This window comes from Azospirillum sp. B21 (genome assembly GCF_008364825.1).
Lineage (GTDB): Bacteria > Pseudomonadota > Alphaproteobacteria > Azospirillales > Azospirillaceae > Azospirillum.
The window spans coordinates 57,475-79,900 of record NZ_VTTO01000019.1; the positions used below are offsets into that span (position 1 = coordinate 57,475).

At 68.1% G+C, this 22,426-nt stretch carries 18 protein-coding genes; 5 read left to right on the top strand and 13 right to left on the bottom strand.

All coding sequences use genetic code 11. The features are described from left to right. Window positions 1-130 precede the first annotated feature (130 nt). Window positions 131-2,548 (bottom strand): penicillin-binding protein 1A, encoded by a 2,418-nt coding sequence (locus FZ983_RS28440; RefSeq protein WP_149227745.1) that lies wholly within the window; start codon window positions 2,546-2,548, stop codon window positions 131-133. A gap of 334 nt (window positions 2,549-2,882) precedes the next feature. On the opposite strand from FZ983_RS28440, the gene FZ983_RS28445 reads away from it, so the two are divergent. Together FZ983_RS28445 and FZ983_RS28450 are read left to right on the top strand one after the other, a co-directional pair. Further along, window positions 2,883-4,082 (top strand): extracellular solute-binding protein, encoded by a 1,200-nt coding sequence (locus tag FZ983_RS28445; RefSeq protein WP_188092563.1) that lies wholly within the window; start codon window positions 2,883-2,885, stop codon window positions 4,080-4,082. Window positions 4,083-4,268: 186 nt separating this feature from the next. Further along, window positions 4,269-5,336, top strand: coding sequence for an ABC transporter ATP-binding protein (locus tag FZ983_RS28450; protein ID WP_149227747.1), 1,068 nt, complete (start codon window positions 4,269-4,271; stop codon window positions 5,334-5,336). Window positions 5,337-5,459: 123 nt separating this feature from the next. On the opposite strand, the gene FZ983_RS28455 is transcribed toward FZ983_RS28450, so the two are convergent. From FZ983_RS28455 to FZ983_RS28475, 4 genes are all read right to left on the bottom strand, one after another. Further along, window positions 5,460-6,551: a Tim44 domain-containing protein gene (locus FZ983_RS28455; RefSeq protein WP_149227749.1), complete on the bottom strand. Its 1,092-nt coding sequence runs from the start codon at window positions 6,549-6,551 to the stop codon at window positions 5,460-5,462. A 114-nt stretch (window positions 6,552-6,665) separates the two neighbouring features. After that, window positions 6,666-7,097, bottom strand: a complete 432-nt coding sequence (locus tag FZ983_RS28460) for an RNA-binding S4 domain-containing protein (RefSeq protein ID WP_149227751.1) — start codon at window positions 7,095-7,097, stop codon at window positions 6,666-6,668. A 206-nt stretch (window positions 7,098-7,303) separates the two neighbouring features. Then, a complete protein-coding gene (locus tag FZ983_RS28470; protein ID WP_247884019.1) occupies window positions 7,304-9,832 on the bottom strand; it encodes a helicase-related protein in 2,529 nt (842 codons plus the stop codon). A gap of 336 nt (window positions 9,833-10,168) precedes the next feature. Further along, on the bottom strand, window positions 10,169-10,822 hold the full coding sequence (locus FZ983_RS28475; RefSeq protein ID WP_149227755.1) for a Spy/CpxP family protein refolding chaperone: 654 nt from the start codon (window positions 10,820-10,822) through the stop codon (window positions 10,169-10,171). Between the two features lie 256 nt (window positions 10,823-11,078). On the opposite strand from FZ983_RS28475, the gene FZ983_RS28480 reads away from it, so the two are divergent. Further along, window positions 11,079-11,822: a response regulator gene (locus FZ983_RS28480; RefSeq protein WP_149227757.1), complete on the top strand. Its 744-nt coding sequence runs from the start codon at window positions 11,079-11,081 to the stop codon at window positions 11,820-11,822. Next, window positions 11,819-13,306, top strand: coding sequence for an ATP-binding protein (locus FZ983_RS28485; RefSeq protein ID WP_149227759.1), 1,488 nt, complete (start codon window positions 11,819-11,821; stop codon window positions 13,304-13,306). The genes FZ983_RS28480 and FZ983_RS28485 overlap by 4 nt, the downstream gene beginning before the upstream one ends. A gap of 26 nt (window positions 13,307-13,332) precedes the next feature. Here FZ983_RS28485 and FZ983_RS28490 read toward each other — a convergent pair whose 3' ends face one another. The 8 genes from FZ983_RS28490 to FZ983_RS28525 form a co-directional block, all read right to left on the bottom strand. Then, window positions 13,333-14,259, bottom strand: coding sequence for a diguanylate cyclase (locus FZ983_RS28490; RefSeq protein WP_188092564.1), 927 nt, complete (start codon window positions 14,257-14,259; stop codon window positions 13,333-13,335). Between the two features lie 116 nt (window positions 14,260-14,375). Further along, the gene (gene dnaA / locus FZ983_RS28495) at window positions 14,376-15,917 is read right to left on the bottom strand and encodes a chromosomal replication initiator protein DnaA (protein ID WP_149227763.1); all 1,542 of its coding nucleotides are present in this window, start codon (window positions 15,915-15,917) and stop codon (window positions 14,376-14,378) included. Window positions 15,918-16,529: 612 nt separating this feature from the next. Beyond that, a complete protein-coding gene (gene rpsT / locus FZ983_RS28500; protein ID WP_044549314.1) occupies window positions 16,530-16,790 on the bottom strand; it encodes a 30S ribosomal protein S20 in 261 nt (86 codons plus the stop codon). 195 nt (window positions 16,791-16,985) lie between these two features. Then, window positions 16,986-17,762, bottom strand: a complete 777-nt coding sequence (locus tag FZ983_RS28505; RefSeq protein WP_149227765.1) for an enoyl-CoA hydratase — start codon at window positions 17,760-17,762, stop codon at window positions 16,986-16,988. Between the two features lie 106 nt (window positions 17,763-17,868). Then, window positions 17,869-18,300, bottom strand: a complete 432-nt coding sequence (locus FZ983_RS28510; protein ID WP_149227767.1) for a hypothetical protein — start codon at window positions 18,298-18,300, stop codon at window positions 17,869-17,871. 12 nt (window positions 18,301-18,312) lie between these two features. Next, window positions 18,313-19,155: a bifunctional DNA-formamidopyrimidine glycosylase/DNA-(apurinic or apyrimidinic site) lyase gene (gene mutM / locus FZ983_RS28515; RefSeq protein ID WP_149227769.1), complete on the bottom strand. Its 843-nt coding sequence runs from the start codon at window positions 19,153-19,155 to the stop codon at window positions 18,313-18,315. 255 nt (window positions 19,156-19,410) lie between these two features. Then, window positions 19,411-20,361, bottom strand: a complete 951-nt coding sequence (gene pip, locus FZ983_RS28520; RefSeq protein WP_149227771.1) for a prolyl aminopeptidase — start codon at window positions 20,359-20,361, stop codon at window positions 19,411-19,413. A 120-nt stretch (window positions 20,362-20,481) separates the two neighbouring features. Continuing rightward, the gene (locus tag FZ983_RS28525) at window positions 20,482-21,261 is read right to left on the bottom strand and encodes a LuxR C-terminal-related transcriptional regulator (RefSeq protein WP_149227773.1); all 780 of its coding nucleotides are present in this window, start codon (window positions 21,259-21,261) and stop codon (window positions 20,482-20,484) included. A gap of 368 nt (window positions 21,262-21,629) precedes the next feature. On the opposite strand from FZ983_RS28525, the gene FZ983_RS28530 reads away from it, so the two are divergent. Beyond that, window positions 21,630-22,385 carry a M48 family metalloprotease gene (locus FZ983_RS28530; protein ID WP_188092565.1) on the top strand — a complete coding sequence of 252 codons (756 nt, stop codon included), beginning with the start codon at window positions 21,630-21,632 and terminating at the stop codon, window positions 22,383-22,385. Window positions 22,386-22,426: the final 41 nt, after the last annotated feature.

Here is a 22,426-nt window from a genome sequence, read left to right on the forward strand (position 1 = left end):
TCCCCCTCTTCGAGGGAGAGGGGGAAGGATGCTTGTAAGCGTGGCTTGGATGCCGAAGCTGCGGCAGTCCCCTCCACCTCGAAGAGGGGGAGGGTTAGGGAGGGGGCACACCGCAGCAACGCCCCCTCCCCTACCGTACCCCGCTGTTGCTGTAGTCGTACTGCACCCGCGGCGCGGTGACGGGGGTGCCGGCGATCTTTTCGATCAGGGAGCCGATGCCGCCCGACCGTGGCTCGGCGGAGGCGACCGGGACGCCGCCCTGCGGCACCGCACCGGGCGGTGGCGCCCAGGCGGGGGCACCGTCCAGGCCGGGAAGCGGTCGGGCGGGCTTGCCGGCGTGGGCGTCCATCATGAAGTCGCGCCACAGCTTGGCCGGCAGGCTGCCGCCGGTGACTTTCTTCATCGCGTCGTTGTTGTCGTTGCCCAGCCACACCCCGGCGACCAGATCGGCGGTGAAGCCGACGAACCAGGCGTCGTGATAGTCCTGGGTGGTGCCGGACTTGGCCGCCGCCGGGCGGTTCAGCCGGGCGCTGCGGCCGGTGCCGTAATCCAGCACGCCGCCCATCATCTGCGTCAGCTGCACCGCATGGGCGGGATCGACCACCGCCCCGCCACCGCCGCCCTGGCGCCGGTACAGCACGATGCCGTCGCGGCTCTTGATCTCGGTGATGGCATAGGCCCAGACCGGGGCGCCGCGATTGGCGATGCCGGCATAGGCGCGCACCAGCTCCAGCGGCGTCACCTCGCTGGTGCCGAGCGCCAGCGACAGGTCGCGGGTCAGCGGCGAGGCGATGCCGAGGTTAGAAGCGATGCGCCGCACGCGGTCGGTGCCGACCCGGTCGATCAGCCGTGCCGTCGCCGTGTTGGAGGAATGGGCCAGCGCCGCGGCCAGCGTGACGGTGCCGCGATACTTGCCGTCGTAATTGCCGGGGCTCCAATTGCCGAGTTGGACCGGAGCGTCGTCGATCTGGCTGTCGGGGGACCAGCCGGCCTCCAGCGCCGCCAGATAGACGAAGGGCTTGAAGGCGGAACCCGGCTGGCGCATCGCCTGGGTGGCGCGGTTGAACTCGCTGCTGTCGTAATCGCGGCCGCCGACCAGCGCGCGCACCGCGCCGTCGGGACTCATGGCGACCAGCGCGCCCTGGCGGACGTTGGCGGCGGCGCCGGGACCTGCCAGCAGCGCCTCCATCCGCTGTTCGGCGGCGCGCTGCATCTTCAGGTCCAGCGTGGTGCGGACGATCACGTCGCCATGGTCGGGACCGGCGAAGCCCGCCACCAGATCGGTCACCCAATCGGCGAAATAGCGGCCGTCGCCGCCGGGCTTGCGCTTCGGCGAGGGCTTGGCGGCGCGCGCCGCCTCATACTGCGCCTGGGTTAGGTAGCCGGCGTCCAGCATCGCCGCCATCACCACCCGCGCCCGCTCCGCCGATTCGTCGGGGTTGGAGCTGGGGGCGTAGCGCGACGGCGCCTTCAGCAGGCCGGCGAGCACCGCCGATTCGCGGACGTCCACCTCGGTCGCCGGCTTGCCGAAATAGGTGCGGGCGGCAGCGTCCACCCCGAAGGTGCCGGCGCCGAGATAGACGCGGTTCAGGTAGGCGGTGAGGATCTGGTCCTTGGTGAAGCGGCTCTCCAGCCACAGCGCCAGCATCGCCTCCTGGATCTTGCGCTTCAGCGACTTCTCGGGCGTCAGGAACAGGTTCTTGGCCAGCTGCTGGGTGATGGTCGACCCGCCCTGCACCGCACGGCCGGAGCGCCAGTTGACGTAGACGGCACGCGCCAGACCCAGCGGGTCGATGCCGAAATGGCTGTAGAAGCGGCGGTCCTCGATCGCCAGCACGGCATCGACCAGATGCGGCGGCAGGTCGCGCACGCTGAGCGTCGTGCCGTGCAGATCGCCGAAGCGGGCGAACTCCGTCCCATCGGAGGCCAGCACGGTGATCGAGGCGCGGCGTTCGAACTGCGCCACCTTGGAGATGTCCGGCAGGTCGAGCGCGAACCAGGCCAGCACCATGCCGAGGGCGATGCCGCACCAGATGGCGGCGACCAGCCCCCCCTGTACCAGCCGCCTGCCCCACCCTCCCCCCTTGCGGGGAGGCTGCGGCGCCCGGCCGGGACGCCCGCCGGGCGGGGCCGGCGGCTGCGGCGGCAGGGAGCCGCCGGACCGGCGCGCGGAAGGCTTGGACGAGCGGAGTTTGGGCGCGCTGAGCTTGGGCAAGGAGATCCTTGGCAAGGTGAAGGACGGAAGCGTGAAGACGGGCAGCTTGAAGGAAGACCGGCGGCGCGGCCGCTGGACCGGCTTGTAGGGCGTCGGCGGCGGGGCGGCCGACGGCGGCGGCGCCTTGCGGCGCGGCTTGCCGCGGCCGAGCGACGCCAGCGCCGCGGACGCGACGGTGCGGGCAAGGCCAAGGGCGATGCCGCCGGCGGACAGCCGGCCCGACAGTTTGTCGAGCGGCGACGGGTCGTCGCGGGTGCGGACAGGGAGGGGGCCGGCATAAAGCTGACCCGTCCGGTGCTGCTCCGTCATGTGGTCCGGTCGGTCGGCGGTCACGGCGCGCTCGCAAAGCCCAGTAAGGTCGGTGTCTTGCCGGGAGAACGTCCCCGCAACGGTCCTAATACGCCCACACCCGCTTCGCCGAAAGACCGGTGGTGGTCCGGCGATTATTTGTCCCGCGACCGTGGCGAAAGAATGACGCTGTCCACAATTGCGGGGTAGCTGCCGGCGCGCCGATATGACGGCTCTATGAAGTTTGTCGGGGGCTCCACTTCGGACATGGACGGGGCGCTTTCGTCTCAGGCACACTTTGCGCCTTGAGCGGAGCCGCTTTGCCGGCCGAATCGCCAGCCCTTCAAACGCCACCAAAGAGCCAGGGAGACCGGACGTCATGTCCAAGATCGAGAATGCCCAGACCGATCGGGTCCAGACCGAGACCCAGCGGTCCAGCGCCGAGACGCAGCGCGCCGCCAAGAGCTTCACCCGCCGCCTGCTGCTGCAGAGCGCCGCGGCTGCCGCCGGTGTCGCCTCGGTCGGTCCCTTCGTGCTGCGCGAGGGCCGCGCCGCGTCGGGATCGGTGAAGATCTTCTCCTGGGCCGGCTACATCAGCCCGGACATGTTGGCCGATTTCGAGAAGAAGACCGGCGTCAAGGCGACCCTGACCGAATACGGCACCAACGACGAACTGCTGAACCAGCTGAAGGCCACCGGCGGCGCCGGCTTCGACATCATCCACCCCACCGTCGACCGCGTGCCGAACTATGTCGAGTTCGAGCTGGTGCAGCCGCTCGACGAATCGAAGGTGAAGTGGGACGGCTGCCTGAAATCGTCGGTCGAGGGCTCCGCCGGAATGGGCGGCGTCGTCGGGGCCAAGCGCTATTTCGCCCCGGCCGACTGGGGGACGGAGGCGCTGGCCTACGACATGAAGAAGGCGCCGCTGGCCTACGGCACCGCCAGCTACGGCGACCTGTGGGCGCCGGCCAATGCCGGCAAGGTGACGGTGCGCGGCCATTCCTCGCTGATCGGCATCGCGCTGTGGCTGGAAAGCCAGGGCAAGCTGCCCCACCCCGTCCGCGACCAGTTCAAGGACGAGGCGAAGGCGCGGGCCAACTTCGACGCCATCCTGAAGGTGGCCGCCGCCAACAAGAAGTCGGTCGCCCAGTTCTGGACCAACGAGAACGAGGCCCAGGGCGCCTTCCGCACCAACGGCTGCGTCATCGGCCAGACCTGGGACAGCAGCGCCGTCGCCCTGCGCAAGGAAGGCCTGCCGATCCGCTTCGTTGCGCCGAAGGAGGGGGCTCTCGCCTGGATGGAAGGCTTCGCCATTCCGAAGAAGGCGGAGAATCTGGAGAACGCCTATGCCTGGATCAACTGGTTCTACACGCCCCAGGCCGGTGCGCTGTACACCAACCATTCCGGCATCTCCAGCACCGCGGTAGGCGCCGAGGCGCACCTGACCGACCTGAACAAGCAGTTCTTCGCCGACGCCTACCCGGGCGACGCCCTGCAGAAGCTGTGGTGGTGGCCGATCCAGGAGGCGTGGTACGTCTCCATCCGCAACGAGTACCAGGATCGCTTCCTGGCGGCGTGAGGAAGGTTTTTGCCCCCTCCCTAACCCTCCCCCACCTGCGGTGGGAGAGGGAACTCCGCCGCCCTTGCGCCTAACTCCCTCTCCCGCGATCGGATCGGCCTTTGGCCGACCGAGGGTGGGGGAGGGTCGGGGAGGGGGCAAAATTGACCCATGTTGGAGGGTTCAGGGTGGGGCAAGCGTAACTTCATGAGCCAAGACGTCCAACTCGACCACGTCACCATGCGGTTCGGCGACACCGTCGCCGTCCGCGACGTGTCGCTGACCATCGGAGCCGGGGAGTTCTTCAGCTTTCTCGGCCCCTCCGGCTGCGGCAAGACGACCATCCTGCGCATGATCTCCGGCTTCATGGAGCCGACGGCGGGCGCCGTCCGCATCGGCGGCCGGGACATGAAGGGGATCGGGCCGAACAAGCGGCCGACCGCGCTGATCTTCCAGAACCTCGCCCTGTTCCCGCTGATGACGGTGGCCGACAACATCGGCTTCGGGCTGGAGGTGCGCGGCGTGCCGTCGGCCGACCGCAAGCGCCGCGTCCGCGAACTGCTGGAACTGGTCGCGCTGCCCGACACCGCGGATAAGCGGGTCACCGACCTGTCCGGCGGCCAGCGCCAGCGCATCGCCATCGCCCGCGCACTGGCGGTGGAGCCGGCGGTGCTGCTGCTCGACGAACCGCTGTCGGCGCTGGACCTCAAGCTGCGCCAGCACATGCGGGCGGAGCTGCGCGATCTTCAGAAACGCACCGGCGTCACCTTCATCTACATCACCCATGACCAGGGCGAGGCGCTGACCATGTCCGACCGGATCGGCGTGATGTCGCGCGGCGTGCTGGAACAGGTGGGCGACGGCAAGACCATCTACGACCACCCGGAAACCGCTTTCGTCGCATCCTTCGTCGGCGAATCGAACCGCTTCTCCGGTCCGATCGTAGAGGCGGCGGAAGGCTGGGCGGTGCTGGACACCGCCTTCGGCCGCCTGCGTGGGCGCAATCCGCGGGGGTTGGCGGTGGGCGACCGCGCCACCCTGTTCGTCCGGCCGGAGCGGCTGGCCCCGGAACGTCTGGAGGCGGGCGAGAGCGACAACAGCCTGAGCGCCCGCGTCAGCCACAGCGACTTCGAGGGCGCCTTCGTCAACGCCTTCCTCGATGGCGGGCTGACCGTGCAGATGCCGCATCTGGGTCAGGAGCCGGCCTTCGTCCCCGGCCAGACCGTGCGGCTGGGCTTCCGCGCTACGGACGCGGTGGTGTTGCCGTCGGGGTGAGGAACTGCACCGAATCCCCCCTCTCCCCCCCGGGGAGAGGGGACATCTTCGTGGGTAAGAGCATACAAACGAAAACGCCCCGGCCAGATGGCCGGGGCGTTTCGCATTGGGAGGACCGAGTCGTCAGCTGGCCTGCTGGATCGCCGACAGCTGCCACTGGCCACCGCGCGGGCGGACGAAGGTCCACAGCTCCGTCGCTTCGGTCGGCTGCGAGGCGTTGCCCTCCACCACCCGGCCGCTGGCGCGGTCCACCGTGGTGTCGATCAGCGAGAAGCGCATGGCGACGGTGGCGTATTCCTGCACCCCTTCGCGCCAGCCCTCGGCCAGATCGCCCTGCAGCAGGCGGACGTCGCTGACCTTGTTGACCACGCCGCGGTTGCGGTTCTCGGTCAGGTCGTCGGTGAAGTAGGCCAGCATCTCCGGCGTCGTGGCGGCGCGCAGAGCGTCCACATCCTCACGCCCGTAGGCAGTCTGGACGGTGACGAGCAGACGCTCGAACGACTCGAAGTCGGCCGGCTGGATGCCGATCTCGTCCGAGGCCTGACGGCGCTGGGCCGGGCCGGCATTGCCGCCGCCCATACCGCCACCCACCGGGTTGTAGCGGACGTCGGCCGCGTCGCGGTTCAGCGGGCTACCCTGCGGGCCACCGGCATAGGCCGGGTTGCCGCCGCCCATCTGGCTGCCGAGCGGGCCGCCGGCCGGCGCGGTGTTCGCCGTCTGCGAGCGGTTGCGGAAGAAGCGCATGGCCAGACGGACCAGGAAGACGACCAGCAGGATCTGCAGGATGAAGCCCAGGATGCCGGCGAAGCTGCCGAGCCCCTCGAAGAAGCCGCCGCCGAACAGCATCGCGCCGATGCCGGCGCCGATCAGGCCACCCATCAGGCCCGACATGAAGCCGCCGCCGAAGAAGCCGCGCGAGGGCGCCGCCGCCGGAGCGGTGGCCTGAGAGCCGGGGCGCTGCACGCCCGGAGCCGCCGCCGGGGCGGCGGAGCGCTCCATCGGCGAGACCGCGTTGGGCGCGGTGGAGGTAGCGGCCGGCGCCTCGGTCGTGCGGCTGCCGCGGCTGCCCGAGGAACTGCTCTTGCCGGCGCGGGCGTCGGCGGTGCCGGCGGCCAGCGCCATCACCAGCGCAACCGCCACGGCGGTGGCCGCGCGGGCGCCCCGGACAGTGGTGGAGGTGGCGGAAAGGCTCGAAGGTCGGGTCTTCTCGCTCATGATCGTGCTCGCTTGTCGCATCTGGTCGGTTATCCAGCCTTCCCACATGGGGGTGGTGGCCGCCCCGTTTAAGAGGTGGTCTTACTTTTTTCCAGCAACAATCGGCACTGCCGCTTAGTCGGTTTCATTCTGCAGCGCAGCATCCATCAGGGGATCGCCCTTCAGCGCATCGATCGCCCGCCGGTCGCGTTTGGTCGGGCGCCCGGCGCCGGGCTGCTGTACCGGCGCGCGGTAGGGATCCTGCAGCCGCTCCTCCGGAACCGGCGGGGCGAGGTCCTCGTACAGCGCCTGAGCCTCCGGCGCCGGCCCGCGGCGGCTGCCCAGCGCCACCACCTTGATGACGCGGATGTGCCGCCCCTGGGCGAAGGTCAGCACGTCGCCCGGCTTCACCGACGCATGCGCCTTGGTCACCACCGCCCCCGACAGCCGCACGCCCCCGTCGTTGCACAGCTTGGCGGCAAGGCTGCGCGTCTTGAAGAAGCGCGCGTACCAAAGCCACTTGTCGATCCGCAGCCGGCCGGGGGTGGAGTCGTCGGTGTCGGTCATTGAGCGCCCCCCAAAGATCCCCTCTCCCCCCCGGGGAGAGGGTTAGGGTGAGGGGGACGCGCGGCGAGGATTTTCACCAATCGCGCGGGCTCCGCTCCCTTACCGAATCCACGCAATGCATCCCCCTCACCCCGACCCTCTCCCCGGGGGGGAGAGGGGGAAAAGTCGCTGATCGGCTGTGCGTTCATTCCACTCCCCACACTTATTCACATCCCCGACAGCTGCCGCAGCTTGGCGAACGGATGGTCCTCGTTCGTCGGCTTCTCGCGCCGCTGCCTGTTGGCCTGCGGCCGCTTCCGCTTCCAGGTCACCGCCCCATCCTCGGCCACGATCCGCACATAGCCGAGCCCGGTCAGCACCGCGCCCAACTCCTCCGCCGAGAGCCCGACGCGCTGGCCGAGCGCCACTTCGCGGATCGGCGCGTTCGCCTTGGACGCCGTCAGCAGTTCCGTCTCCAGCCGGTCGAGCATGTCGACGCGCAACGCCCGGCCGCCGGCCAGCGGGTAGCCGATGGCCTCCCAGAAGGCGGGCGGTGCGCCGCCGTCCTTGACCGGCGGGGCTTCCACCGACACGCGGCCGGGCGGCGGGATCGGAACCGGCAGGGGATGGCCCTTCGACACCGCCCACAGCAGCCCGCGCAACGCCACCGCGGCCGGCTTGGCGAGCGCCGTCAGGTAGAGGTGCGACACGCCCAGCCGGACACCCAGCTTGCTCAGCGCCTTGCGGTCCTCGCGCTCAAGCTGTTCGACCATGGCGGCGACGGGTGCGCGCGGCAGAACGCCCAGCCCTTCCACCAGTTGGAAAGCCACCCCGCGGCCGGGGCCGGACAGCCCCTCGGCGGCGGACAGGGCGAAGAGCGGCTTCAGCCGGGCGGCGATGTGGTCCTTCAGCCAGCGGTCCAGCCGCGCCCGCACCCGCTCGCGCTGGGCCTGGTCCAGCATGCCCTCGTCGAAGGGCACCACCAGCGGCGTCAACACCGACGGCCCGGCGGCCAGCCGCGCCACCGGCAAATTGTCGGCGCTCAGCACTCCGTCCGGCCCCAGCGCGAAGACGTCGTCCGGCTCGGCCTCGAAGGCGCGCAGGCGCTTGGCGAGTTCGTCGCGCAGTGCCCGGCGGGCGGCGGTCAGCAGCGACTTCGCCTCGTCGGAGCGGTCCGGCGCGTCGGGGACGAAGCGGAAGCCCTCCAGCCGCCCGACCACATGCCCCTCCACCACCACCTCGCCGTCGGCGCGCACGCCGCCCAGCAGCGACCGCCCGTCCTTCAGCGTCCGCGCCAGCGTGGCGGAGCGGCGGTCGATGAAGCGCTGGGTCAGCCGTTCATGCAGGGCGTCGGACAGCCGGTCCTCGATGGCGCGGGTGCGCTCCTGCCAGTGCAGCGGGTCCTTCAGCCAGGTCGGCCGGTTGGAGATGTAGGTCCAGGTGCGGATATGGGCGATGCGGGCGACCAGCGCGTCGATGTCGCCCTCCGTCCGGTCGAGCCGGGCGATCTGCTTCGCCACCCAATCGTCGTCCAGCCGGCGCATGGCCCCCCGCAGGCTGCGGAAGACCTGGGCCAGCAGCTTGGTATGGGCATCCGACAGCACCTTGCGGAAATCGGGGACCTGACAGACCTCCCACAGCAGCTTCACGGCGTCCCGGCCGCGGGCGAGGTCCATGATATCGGGATCGCGCACCAGCGCCTGCAGGGCCAGATGGTCGTCGGCCTCGCGCACGCGGCTCAATTCCGGGATCGGCGCCCGTTCCTCCAGCGATTTCAGCAGGAAGCCCGGCGTGTCGAAGCGCAGGGCGCTGTTGCGCCAGGACAGCGTCTTGACCGTCTCGAATTCGTGGTTCTCAACGCGGGTGACCAGATCGGCGTCCAGTTCCCCCACCTCGTCGGTGGTGCCGAAGGTGCCGTCGCGCATGTGGCGGCCGGCGCGGCCGGCGATCTGCGCCACTTCGGCAGGCCTCAGCCGGCGCGGGGCGAATCCGTCGAACTTGACGATGCGGGCGAAGGCGACATGGTCGACGTCCATGTTCAGCCCCATGCCGATGGCGTCGGTCGCCACCAGATAATCGACCTCGCCCGCCTGATAGAGCCCGACCTGCGCGTTGCGCGTGCGCGGGCTGAGCGCCCCCAGCACCACGGCGGTGCCGCCGCGCTGGCGCCGGATCATTTCGGCGATGGCATAGACATCTGTGGCGGAGAAGGCGACGACGGCCGAGCGCGGCGGCAGGCGCGTCAGCTTCTTGTAGCCGGCATAGGTCAGCTGGGAGAAGCGCGGCCGGCTGATGAACTCCGCCTTCGGCACCAGCCGGCGGATCATCGGCTGCATCGAATCGGAGCCCAGCACCATCGTCTCGACCATGCCGCGGGCGTTCAGCAGCCGGTCGGTGAAGATGTGGCCGCGCTCCGGATCGGCGCAGAGCTGGATTTCGTCCACCGCGAGGAAATCGACGGCGCGGTCCAGCGGCATCGATTCGACGGTGCAGACCCAATAGGACGGGTTGGGGGGCAGGATCTTCTCCTCCCCCGTCACCAGCGCGACGGCGTTCTTTCCCTTGATCGAGACGATGCGGTCGTAATTCTCCCGCGCCAGCAGGCGCAGGGGAAAGCCGATCATTCCGGATCGGTGACCGAGCATGCGCTCGATCGCCAGATAGGTCTTGCCGGTGTTGGTCGGCCCCAGCACGGCGACCACACGGCCCCCCCGCCCGAGACCGCCGCCCGCCGAAGCGTGAGAGGCCGAAGCCATAGAGGAGATCATGGGGTTAAGCTTTGGGGTGCGCGAGGCCGCAATGCAAGCGGCGGCTTATCTTTATCGCCCTGCCCAAACCGCAAGAGATCCCCTCTCTCCCCCGGGGAGAGGGTTAGGGTGAGGGGGACGCATCGTAGGATGCCGACAAGGGTCCGGCATGTGCGTCCCCCTCACCCTCCCCACTTCGTGGGTCCCCTCCCTCTCCCCGGGGGAGAGAGAGGGTGTTTGTTCCCAGAAACGACGAGGGCCGCCGAACGGGAATTCGGCGGCCCTCAGTCTCACGGCGGCTGCGTTGGGGGGCTTGGGGTTGCCGCCGGGAGCCTGTCTGTTACGTCAGCCCTTGGGCTGCTCCTGCGGTGCCGGCGCCGGACCCTTGCCCGGGCCGTTTCCCGGACCCATCCCACCGGGCCCCATCCCACCGGGTCCCATGCCGTGATGGCGCGGGCCGTCGTGGTCGCCCCAGCCGCCATGATGGCCGCCCATGTGCTTACCCATGTGACCGCCCATATGGCCGCCGGGACCCTGGTTCAGCATGCGGTCGGCCTGCTTCTGCTGGTCGGGCGTCAGCTGGGCGTAGAGGTCGGTCAGGGCCGGGCGGACGGTCTGGACCTGCTGCAGGTGGGCCTGCATCATCTGCTCGGCGCGTTCCAGGCGCTGCGGCAGGGCCGCCGGACGAGGGGCATCCTTGAACTTGACGCACAGATCCTGGGTCGGCTTCAGGCTGGAGCGGGCGGCGTCGGCGAACTTGGTCCAGGCGGCGCGCTGCTGCTCGGTGATGTTCAGCTTCTTCTCCGCATAGGCCAGCTTGCCGGCCAGACGGGCCTCCTGGTCCTCGCACATGCGGGCGAAGTGGCGGTCGGGTCCGCCGGCGCCGGGACCCATGCCGGGGCCGGGACCACCCGGCTGCGGGCCACCCTGGGCGAAGACCGGAACGGCCACGCCGAGACCGGCGACCAGCAGGGCGGACGTCAGAAGGGCGCGTTTCATGGTGACAACTCCTCAGTGTTTGGACCGTGTATCACGGTGCTGACTAAACCCCGGATGGAGGGGGCTTATTCCGTTGGGACCTTGCCGGCTGCATCGCCGCCGTTGTCCCGATGACCAGACAATGGGCGCCGAACGTTGCGGTCGAATGTCCGCAAACCCGCCATTTGGTAACAGAGTGTAACCGCCGGCCGTCCCGTAACCCGGCGTTACACATTTCCCCTTCACGCCCGGCGCGCCTCGCCCGATCATGAAAGCCATGGACCGCACGCCCCACCTCCTCGTCGTCGACGACGACCGCGAAATCCGCTCTCTCGTCGCCCAGTTCCTGACCAAGCACGGCTTCCGGGTCACCGGTGTGCGGGACGGGGCGGAGATGATGCGCACGCTCGACGGCGCCCGCGTCGACCTGATCGTCCTCGACCTCATGCTGCCGGGGGAGGACGGGCTGTCGCTCTGCCGCCGCCTGCGCGCGACGCCGCAGACGGCGCAGACCCCCGTCATCATGCTGACCGCCATGGGGGAGGAGACCGACCGCATCGTCGGGCTGGAGATGGGCGCCGACGATTATCTGGCGAAGCCGTTCAGCCCGCGCGAGCTGCTGGCCCGCATCAAGGCGGTGCTGCGCCGCGTCTCCGCCCCGCCGGTGGCGGGCGCCCCGGCGGCGGCCGGCACGGTGCTGCGCTTCGAAGGCTGGTCGCTCGACCTCACCAAGCGGGAGCTGCGCTCGCCCGACGGCGTGCTGGTCCAGCTGTCGGCCGGCGAATACGACCTGCTGGTCGCCTTCGTCGAGCATCCGCAGCGGGTGCTGACCCGCGACCAGCTTCTGGATCTGGCGCGCGGCCGCTCGGCGGTTCCCTTCGACCGCTCCGTCGACGTGCAGGTCAGCCGGCTGCGCCGCAAGATCGAACCCGACCCGGCAGAACCGACCTTGATCAAGACGGTGCGCGGCGGCGGCTATCTCTTCACCCCGTCGGTGACCAGCGGCGGACCGGCATCATGACGGCCCGGCCGGACGACATCGCCGGAAAGCCGGAGGCGCCGCGGCGCCCGTCGGTCCGCCGCCGCGCCTTCCGCCGCCTGGGCCTCCGCTTTCCCGACAGCCTCGCCGCGCGCATCGCGCTGACGGTGGTGCTGGCGCTGCTGCTGACCCAGGCGATCAGCGCGCTGGTCTATCTGACCGACCGCAGCGAGGGCCCGCCGATCCACGGACCCAACGTGCTGGTCCAGCGCATCACCGCCATCGTCCAGCTGGTGGAAAGCACGCCGCCGACGGGCCGCGAGCGGGTGGTGCGCGCCATCGACGATCCGGTCCTGCGGGTGGAATGGCGCGCCGACCGTCCCCCGCCCCTGCCGGCGGAGACCTATTCGAGCAGCCGCTTCGACGGGCTGAAACGCCGGCTGCGCGAGTCGCTGGACACGCCAGACCGCAACATCATGATCGAGGTCCAGCGCCCACCGCGGGATGACGACCACCATCACCCGCCCTTCATGGGCGACGAGAACCGGCGCTGGGGTCCGCATGTCCGGCTTTCGGTGCGGCTCGGCGACGGGTCCTGGCTGAGCTTCACCGGCGGCGATCCGCTGGCCGGCCCCTTCGGCATCGTCCGTTTCCTGTTCTGGATGGGGGCAGTGGTGGCGGTGATCCTGCTGGTCTCGCTGCTGGCCGCCCGCCGGGTGACGGCGCCGCTCGCCGGCTTCGCCGCCGCCGCCGAACGGCTCAGCGTCGATGGCGAGGCCCAACCCCTGCCCGAGGAGGGCCCGCGCGAGCTGCGCGCCGCCACCCGCGCCTTCAACCGGATGCAGGCGCGGCTCGCCCGCTTCGTCGCCGACCGCACCCAGATGCTGGCGGCGATCAGCCACGACCTGCGCACGCCGATCACCCGCCTGCGCCTGCGCGCCGAGTTGGTCGACGATCCGGAGATGCAGCGGCGGATGCTGGCCGACCTGGACGAGATGGAAGCGATGATCTCCGCCACGCTGGCCTTCGCCCGCGACGATGCCCAGCGCGAGCCGCGCGTCCGCTTCGACCTTGCCGACCTGCTGCAGAGCCTGTGCGACGACCGCGTCGATGCCGGCCACTGCGCCGTCTATGACGGTCCCGCCCATGTGGTGGCGGAAGGCCGCCCGGTGGCCCTGCGCCGGGCCTTCGCCAACCTGATGGACAACGCGATCAAGTATGGCGGCGGCTTCGCCGTGCGGCTGGAGGATGGGCCGGGGATCGACGGGCAGGCGTCCGGCCGGCAGGCGCGCATCCACATCGACGATGACGGTCCCGGCATCCCGGAGGCGGAGTTCGAAAAGGTCTTCGCCCCCTTCTACCGGCTGGAACGCTCGCGCTCGCGCGATACCGGCGGCGTTGGGCTGGGCCTGTCCACCGCCCGCAGCATCATCCGCGGCCATGGCGGCGACGTGACCCTGTCCAACCGCGAAGGCGGCGGTGGGAGCGGGGGCGGTTTGCGCGCGACGGTGACCCTGCCGCTCTGATCCCGGCCGCTCTGATCCCGGCCGCCTCACATCACATAGAAGCGTGCCTTGACCGTCACCCCTTCCGCCCCGCGCAGGACGGTGCGGTTGCGGCCGCTGCGCTTGGCGAAGTAGAGCGCCTCGTCGGCCTGGGTCATCAGATCGTTGACCGAGTCGGTGTCCTGAACCAGGCACATGCCGATGCTGACGGTGAAGGCGAAGCTGGCCCCGGTCCCGGTTTCCACCATGAGTTCGGCGGTGGAGCGGCGGATCGCCTCGACCCGCGCAAGCGCCGTCTCCAGGTCGCCGGCGGGCAGGCACAGACAGAACTCCTCCCCGCCCAGCCGGCCGAGGAAGCCGCCGTCCGGCACCTGGGCGGCGCAATGGTCGGCGAAGCGCTTCAGCGCGAGATCGCCGTTGGTGTGGCCGTGGGTATCGTTGATCGTCTTGAAATGGTCGATGTCGAACATGGCGACCGCCAGCGCGGTCCCCTTCTCCTTCGCGGCGCGATAGGCCTGCTCCAGCCGCTCCATGAAGTAGCGGCGGTTCAGGACGCCGGTCAGGTAATCGGTGTGCAGCATCTCCACCATCACCCGGTGCATGCGGGTGATGCGTTCGCCGGCCCGCACGCGGGCTCGCAGCATCGACAGGTCGATGGGCTTGGCCAGGAATTCGTCGGCGCCCGAGTCGAACGCTTCGATCCGTCGGGCGGTCTCGGTGTCGCCGGTCATCAGGATGGTGAAGGTGCGGTGCTGGTCATCCTCCGCCCGGACGTGCCAGCACAGTTCCAGCCCCGTCATCACCGGCATTTCAAGGTCGGTGATCAGAATGTGGATGTCGTGGCTGCGGTAGATCGACAGCGCCTGCGCCCCATCCTCGGCCAGCAGCACCCGGTAGCCGTTGCTTTCCAGATCTGCACGAATCTGTTCACGGAAGTATTCGGAATCGTCGGCGACAAGAATATTTGTTTCCACCGCAACACCCATGCCGTCCGCAAAGAATCCGTGCGGGCGGACCTTAGCAAACTTCCCATGGCGATGGGATAGCGGCGTGGCGACACGCCGCGGTTGATCAGCGGATCAAACGATCTTCAGCTTTCGAGCATCCGGCGCAGCAGCTCCACGTCTTCGGCGAAGGACGGGTCGGTGGCGCGCAGTTCATCCACCTTCTTGACCGCGTGCATGACCGTGGTGTGGTCGCGGCCGCCGAACTTGCGGCCGATCTCCGGCAGGGAGCGGGCGGTCAGCTGCTTGGCCAGATACATGGCGATCTGGCGCGGGCGGGCCACCGCGCGGGCGCGGCGGGCGGAATGCATGTCGGCGACGCGGATGTTGTAATGCTCCGCCACCCGCTTCTGGATCTCGTCGATGGTGACGCGGCGGTCGTTGGCGCGCAGCAGGTCGTGCAGCACCTCCTGCGTCGTCTCCAGCGAGATGGAGCGGCCGACCAGATCGGCATGGGCGACGATGCGGTTCAGCGCCCCTTCCAGCTCGCGGACGTTGGACGTGATCTTGTGGGCCAGGAATTCCAGCACCTTCAGCGGGATGGAGGCCTGGAGCGCATCGGCCTTGGCCTGGAGAATGCCGAGGCGCAGTTCGTAGGTGGTCGGGTGGATGTCGGCGACCAGCCCCCAGCCCAGGCGGGAGCGCAGCCGCTCCTCCATGCCCTCCAGGTCGGACGGGCTCTTGTCGGCGGAGATGATGACCTGCCGGTTCTGGTCGACCAGCGCGTTGAAGGTGTGGAAGAACTCCTCCTGCGTGCTGTCCTTGCCGCTGATGAACTGCACGTCGTCGATCATCAGCACGTCGACCGAGCGGAACTGCTGCTTGAAGGCCATCGTGTCCTTGAAGCGCAGCGCCCGGATGAACTGGTACATGAACTTCTCGGCCGACAGGTACAGCACCTTGCGGTTCGGGTCGTTCTTGCGGATTTGCCAGGCCAGCGCGTGCATCAGGTGGGTCTTGCCCAAGCCCACCCCGCCATAAAGGAACAGCGGGTTGAAGGTCACGGTGGTGGCGTCGGCAACGCGCCGGGCGGCGGCATGGGCCAGCTCGTTCGGCTTGCCGACGACAAAATTCTCGAAGGTGAAGCGCGGGTCGAGGGCGGCGGACAGGTCGGACCGGTCCTCCAGAATCGCCGGGACGGCGTTCGGCGACTCGTCCGACGCCCCGCCATAGGAAGCCGAGGTGTAGACGGTCGACGGTGCCGAATCCGCGGAGAAGCCGCCATCGGCCGGACGCGGGGGCGGTGCCGGACGGGGCGCCGGGCGCGACTCGGCGAAACGGGAATCTTGGGCGCCTTGGGCACGGGACGCCGGAGCGGGGCGGTCGTCGCCGTTGTCGTCATTGTCGGCGACCAGCGCCGCGGGCGGGTTGGTGGAAGCGACGATGACGTCGATCGACTGGACTTCCGGATTCTCGCCGGACCAGAGGGCGCGGATTCGGTCGGCATAGTGGGTCAGCACCCAGTCGCGCATGAAGCGCGTGGGCACGACGATGCACACCTCGCCGCCGACAAGGCTGGCGACGGACAGCGGCTGAAGCCAGCTCCGGTAGGCGATCTCGCCGACCTCTTCCTTCAGGCGTCCGCGAATGCGCGCCCACTGCTGATCCAACGACACGCCGACCGACATGCTCCCTTACTCCCGCTCCTTCCCCCCGGCCAGCCCCCACCGCCGAGGCGGCGCGGGATCGACCCCGCGGCCGGAACCGCCGTTCACCGGTGCCGAACACACCGATGGTGTGCCCGCCGACTGGTGCCCCGGCCGCCCGCCTGGTCCCGCCCGTATGTGTACAGGCAGGGTTGACCCCGAACGGAACATTATACCCAAAACGCACACGCATGAGTCGACGGGATTGTAAATCCCGCCCCAAGCGCGACAGCTTGTAAGTAAAAGAAGATCGTGCGATCGACCGGGACTCAACAAGCCCTGATCCGGCGTAAGACCTTCAGTATTTCACTTCTGTGTTCGGCAGGACACAGAGTGTTGCATCACCCTATTTCGCCCCGCCGAATTGGAGCAAAAGTCTAACCATACCAACAAAATCTGGCAATGGGACAGATGGCGAACGGCCTAAAAAGATAAAACCCATCGCTCCGACCACAAGGCCGATCTCGAATCTCATAAGCGCGCCTAACAACAATCTAAGACAATTGTCGAGTACCCATACATTTACTTTAAACGCAAAAAGCCGCGCCCCGAGTCACGGGCGCGGCTTTTTGAAACCAGCGGATGAAAGCTCTATCAGAGAGCCTTGATCGCAGCCGACAGACGCGACAGCTTGCGCGACACGGTGTTCTTGTGCAGCACGCCCTTGGAGACGCCGCGCATCAGCTCCGGCTGAGCGGACTTGAACGCGTCGGCGGCGGCGGACTTGTCGCCGCTCTGGATCGCGCCCTCGACCTTCTTCACGAAGGAACGGATGCGGCTGATGCGGGCACGGTTGACTTCCGTGCGACGCTCGGTCTGACGAATGCGCTTTTCAGCGGACTTATGATTGGCCATGGAAACCCTACTCCGAACGACACGGCTGTCGTGATGCGAGCGCGCCTTATACGCGGCAGCGCACCTCGAGTCAAGGCGTGGACGCCCGATGATTTTGACTAATCGTACTCAGACGACATCTTGATGGGATCTGGTCCGTCCCCCGCAAGATGCAGGGGACGACCCAGGTGGCAGAGTCAACGCAGGTGCAGCGACTCAGCGGTTCTTCCAGCCGGCCTGGCGCTTCTCGGCGAAGGCGGCCATGCCTTCCTTCTGGTCTTCGGTGGCGAAGGTCGAATGGAACAGGCGGCGCTCGAAACGGATGCCCTCGGCCAGGGTCGACTCATAGGCGACGTTCACCGCCTCCTTGGCCATGGCGATGACCGGCTGCGACAGCGAGGCGATCTTGGTGGCGACCTTCACCGCCTCCTCGACCAGCTCGGCGGCCGGGACGATGCGGGAGACGAGGCCGCAGCGCTCGGCCTCGGCGGCGTCGATCATGCGGCCGGTCAGGACCATCTCCATCGCCTTGGACTTGCCGACGAAGCGGGTCAGGCGCTGGGTGCCGCCGGCGCCGGGGATGGTGCCGATGGTGACCTCCGGCTGACCGAACTTGGCGGTGTCGGCCGCCAGGATGAAGTCGGCCATCATCGCCAGTTCACAGCCGCCGCCGAGGGCGAAGCCGGCCACCGCGGCGATGGTCGGCTTGCGGCACTTGGCCAGCCGCTCCCATTTCGCGGTGATGAAGTTGGAAGTGTAGACATCCATATAAGAGAAGCCGGCCATCTCCTTGATGTCGGCGCCGGCGGCGAAGGCGCGCTCCGACCCGGTGACGACGATGGCGCCGATGGCGCTGTCGGCCTCGAACTCGTCCAGGGCCTGGCCCAGCTCGGTCACCAGCTGGTCGCACAGCGCGTTCAGCGCCTTCGGACGGTTGAGCGTGATCAGGCCGACTGGGCCGCGGGTCTCGACGAGGATGGTTTCATACGACATGGCTGCAGCACTCTCCCGATGGCGCGAGCCCGGTTGCTTCCGGGACTCGTGGTTGTGTAGGGGTGTCTGTTGAGGATCGTCGCGAGTATGGCGGGTGTTCCCGCCGTCAGCGCGGCGTCAAGGTGAAGCGGACGGCGGTCGCGGACTTGGGTTTGGCCTGCTGGGGGAATTCCAGCCGCAGTTCCTCGCCCTCGCGGACGAAGACGCGGTCGGATGCCCGGCGCCAGCCCAGCTGCGGCAGGGTCTGGTCGTAGAAGGCCAGCACCGCCTGGCGCGGCACCTCCCCCGACAGCACGGCCTGGACGATCCGCCCGCCCGGCTTGTCGAAGACCAGCGGCTCCGATTCGGCGGTCGCCAGCCCGGGCATCACCGGAACGTCGGTGAAGCCGGGGACGAACGGCCCGGAGTCGGCAGCGACCAGTTGAGCGGCAAATGCCGGAGGAATGGGAATAAGGAAGCTCCCCAGGCCCGCGACCGCGGGGCCGGCAAGGAGGAAAGCGGCGGACGCCGCCCGGAGCATGGCCGGTAGAGCCGTCATGCCCCAGCTATATCACCGTTGGCGCGCCGCACAAAAGAAAGTCGAGCGGCCTGACTGTACAATCCGCTGAACGCCCCCCGTCCGGGAGCGGTCGCAGTCGCAATCGGGGCAGCCCTCCCCCTCCCGGTCGTAGACGGCGAACTGGTGCTGGAAATAGCCTAGCTCCCCCGACGCCTGCCGGTAGTCGCGCAAGGAGGAGCCGCCGGCGGCGATCGCGCGCTCCAGCACCTCGCGCACCGCAGCGGCGAGACGGTCGACCTCTTCACCGGTCAGGCTGGCGGCGCTGCGGGTGGGCAGGATGCCGGACTGGAACAGCGCCTCCGACACATAGATGTTGCCGAGACCGGCGACGACGCTCTGGTCCAGCAGGGCGGCCTTGATCGGCGTCATCTTGCCGGCCAGACGGCGGGCGAGCTCGGGGCCGGAGAATTCGTTGCCCAGCGGCTCCGGTCCCAGATTGCGCAGCATCGGGTGGTCGCCCAGCGCGTCCGCGACCGTCAGGTCCATCAGGCCGAAGCGGCGGGCATCGTTGAAGGTGACGACGGTGCCGGCGTCGGTCTCGAACACCACATGGTCGTGCTTGTCGAAGGACTCGGGCCGTTCCGGGGCGATGATCATCCGCCCGGACATGCCGAGATGGGCGATCAGCACGCCGCCGTCATCCAGATGCATCAGGATGTATTTGGCCCGCCGCCGCACCGACTCGACCAGCCGGCCGGTCAGCCTTTCGCAGAAGCGCGGCGGAAAGGGGGTGCGCAGGTTCGGTCGCCGCTGCTCCACACGGACCAGCCGCCGGCCTTCGAGATGCGGGGCGAGGCCCCGGCACACCGTCTCGACTTCGGGAAGTTCAGGCATCGGCAGAGTGTGGGGTGGGTGGGGGACGGGTGCAAGGGTGGTTGTCGCGAACGGGGAGCGCGGGAGCGGCGGGCAAGATGAACACGGATGTCACGGATTGAAGCACGGATTTCACGGATGTGGCGCTCCGAAGCGGCCGCAGTCGGCACAGTCCGGAGCGCCGCCAAGCCCAGAAAAATCCGTGTAATCCGTGTCTAAATCCGTGACATCCGTGTCAATCTTGTCCTCCGACTCAGCGACTCCCCGAAGCACCCGTCACCGATATTCCTTGAACCGCTCCGTCGCCTGGATGAGTGCCGCGCGGATGCCGGGCTCCATGGCGGAATGGCCGGCGTCGGGAACGATGCGGTAATCGGCTTCGGGCCATGCGCGGTGCAGTGCGTCGGCGGAGATCACCGGACAGACGATGTCGTAGCGGCCCTGGACGATCACCCCCGGCAGATGGCGGATGCGGGACACGTCGCGCAGCAGCTTGTCTTCCGGCGTGAAGCGGTTGGAGCGGAAGTAATGCGCCTCGATCCGCGCCAACCCCAGGGCGTGGCGGTCCTCGCCGCTGGCGGCGATCAGGTCGGGCGACGGCAGCAGGGACGAGCAACTGCCCTCATAGATGCTCCACACCCGCGCCGCGGCCATGCGCACCATCGGATCGGACGAGTCGAGCCGCTTCCAATAGGCCTCCAGCAGATCGCCGCGCTCGTCTTCCGGGATGTGGCCGGCGAAGGCCGCCCAGGCTTCCGGGAACAGGACGCGCATGGAATAGAGGAACCAGTCGATCTCGCTCTTCCGCATCAGGAAGATGCCGCGCAGGATCAGGCCCAGGCAGCGCTCCGGATGGGTTTCGGCATAGGCGAGCGCCAACGTCGATCCCCAGGAGCCGCCGAACAGGTGCCAACGCTCGATGCCCAGATGCCGGCGCAGCGTCTCGATGTCCTCGACCAGCCTCTCCGTGGTGTTCTCCCGCGTTTCGCCCAGGGGCGTGGAGCGGCCGGCCCCACGCTGGTCCATCACGACGATGCGGTAATGGGCGGGATCGAAGAAGCGTCGGTGGGTGGGCGAGGCCCCGGCCCCCGGCCCGCCATGCAGGAACATCACCGGCACGCCGCGCGGGTTGCCCGCCTGTTCCCAATAGACCGTGTGGATCCCGTCGACGGCGAGCGTGCCGGTCTGGAACGGGTCGATGGGCGGATAGAAGTCGCTGCGGGGCATGGCCATGCATCCAGTGGTGCGGGCCACAAGTGTAGAGGAGCCACCGGGGCTCGCGCCAGAGCGACGAAGTCGTGAAACGACAAACGCCGCCTGGAAGCGCCCCATGCCGGCCGCCGCAGGTTACGGCGCGATCAGCCCCAAAGAGATGGCCCGCGTGACGGCATGGGTCTTGGTATGGACGGATAGTTTCCGCATCACATTTTTGAAGTGGAAATTCACCGTATTCTCACTGATCCCGAGGATGATGCCCACCTCGGCCGCGGTCTTCCCCTGCGCCCCCCAGGACAGGCAGTCGCGTTCACGCGCAGACAGGGTCGGCGTCTCGCCCACGGATTTGGTGTTCTCGCTTCCCCGGATCACCGCCACGCGGTCGTTGCAGCAGTGAATGAACATTTGCAGCGACAGCCGCGCATCCGCGACGAGATTGTCGAACTCTTCCCCCGACTCCGACCAGAACATGGTCGTCAGGGAGGAAACGGGGGAGCCATCTGCCGAGACGCCATGAAAGGGAAGGGTCAGACCGTTTTGGTAGCCGTGGTCGAAGGCAAATCCCATCACGGCATTCGCATCCTCCCCGCTTCCCGAACGCGCGCCGCTGGCCCGCCTTTGCATCAACTCGCTCCAGGAAAAGGCCAGATTGGTCCGCCGCACCTCGTGGGCAACCGGATCGATCTCATACATGCGCTGGGCGGCATAGTCGGCGATGAAGTCCGTCCGTGCCGTCGTCAGGTAATAAGGCGTGATTTCCGTCCTGGCCCCTGAAGATATCATGCGGACATCTAGAAAACTGACACCGGAAAAGCCGAGTTTCCGCGCCACACCGTCCATAAGGTGGACAACATCTTCAGCGGTTTCGCATGAATCAAGCAATCTTACATTGTCAAGAAAATCTATACGCATTCGGCGAATGCTCCCCAAGACTTCGGCGGTGCCGTCTCCCTGCCGACGATCCCTACCAGATCTGGTAGTCGCGATTCACAACAAAAGAACTTAAAAAGCGCGCGAGTTTTTGCCGCAGCCAATCTCGAACACCACAAACTCCGTCCGGCGGGCGCGGTGTTCTTCGCAGATGGCATCAGATGAAATCAGAGGATGATCGTCGAAATAAGATTTTCTTGATCACGCTTTCACATCGTTTGCCGTTCCGATCAAAGGTATAGGCCGTCCACGGCATCAACAACCAAAAGATGGGACATCAATCGCGCTGCTGGGGCGTTCCGACGCAAGGCCTCCCAGGCGGAGATTGGAACTGGAAAAGGAAAACCCGCATGCGTACCCCGCTGGCTCTGGCCACGCTTCTTGGTGCCGGCCTGCTTCTGTCCGGCTGTCAGACCGGCCCCATGAACGCCAACCTGCTCAATACCGGCCTTGAGATGTTCAATGCCGCCACGATGACTGACGAGCAAATGGCGCAGACGTCGCTTGCTGGCATCCGTTCGATGGACGCCTCGAACCGGATCGCACCGGCGCAAAGCAAATACGCACGCCGGCTCGCCAAGCTCACGAAGGCTTACGACAGCGTCAACGGACGACCGCTGAACTTCAAGGTCTACATCTCCCAGGACATCAACGCCTTCGCGGTGCCGGACGGCAGCATCCGCATCATGAGCGCCCTGATGGATCACATGAGCGACGACGAGTTGCTGTTCGTGATCGGGCACGAGATCGGGCACGTCTATCATGGCCATGCCCGCAAGCGCTTCCAAACGGCCTACGCCATGTCCGGGCTGGTCAAGCTGGCGTCATCCTCCGGCGGCTTGAACGTCAATGCGTCGCAGGCTGGCGCGCTCGTCTCCGAAGTGGTCAAGGCGCAGTTTTCCCAGGAGAACGAACGCGAAGCCGACGATTACGGCTACGACGTCGCCGTCCGCGCCGGAGCCTCGAAGACCGCCCCCGCCGCCGCGTTGCGCAAACTTGCGGCGCTGTCCCAGAGCCATTCGAACGCCATCGCCCAGATGCTCGCCACCCACCCCGATCCGGCCAGCCGCGCAGCGCGCATGGACGAGCGGGCGCTCAAGGGCTGATCCCCGTGACGCGCCCCACTTCACCACCCATTCAGCAACGG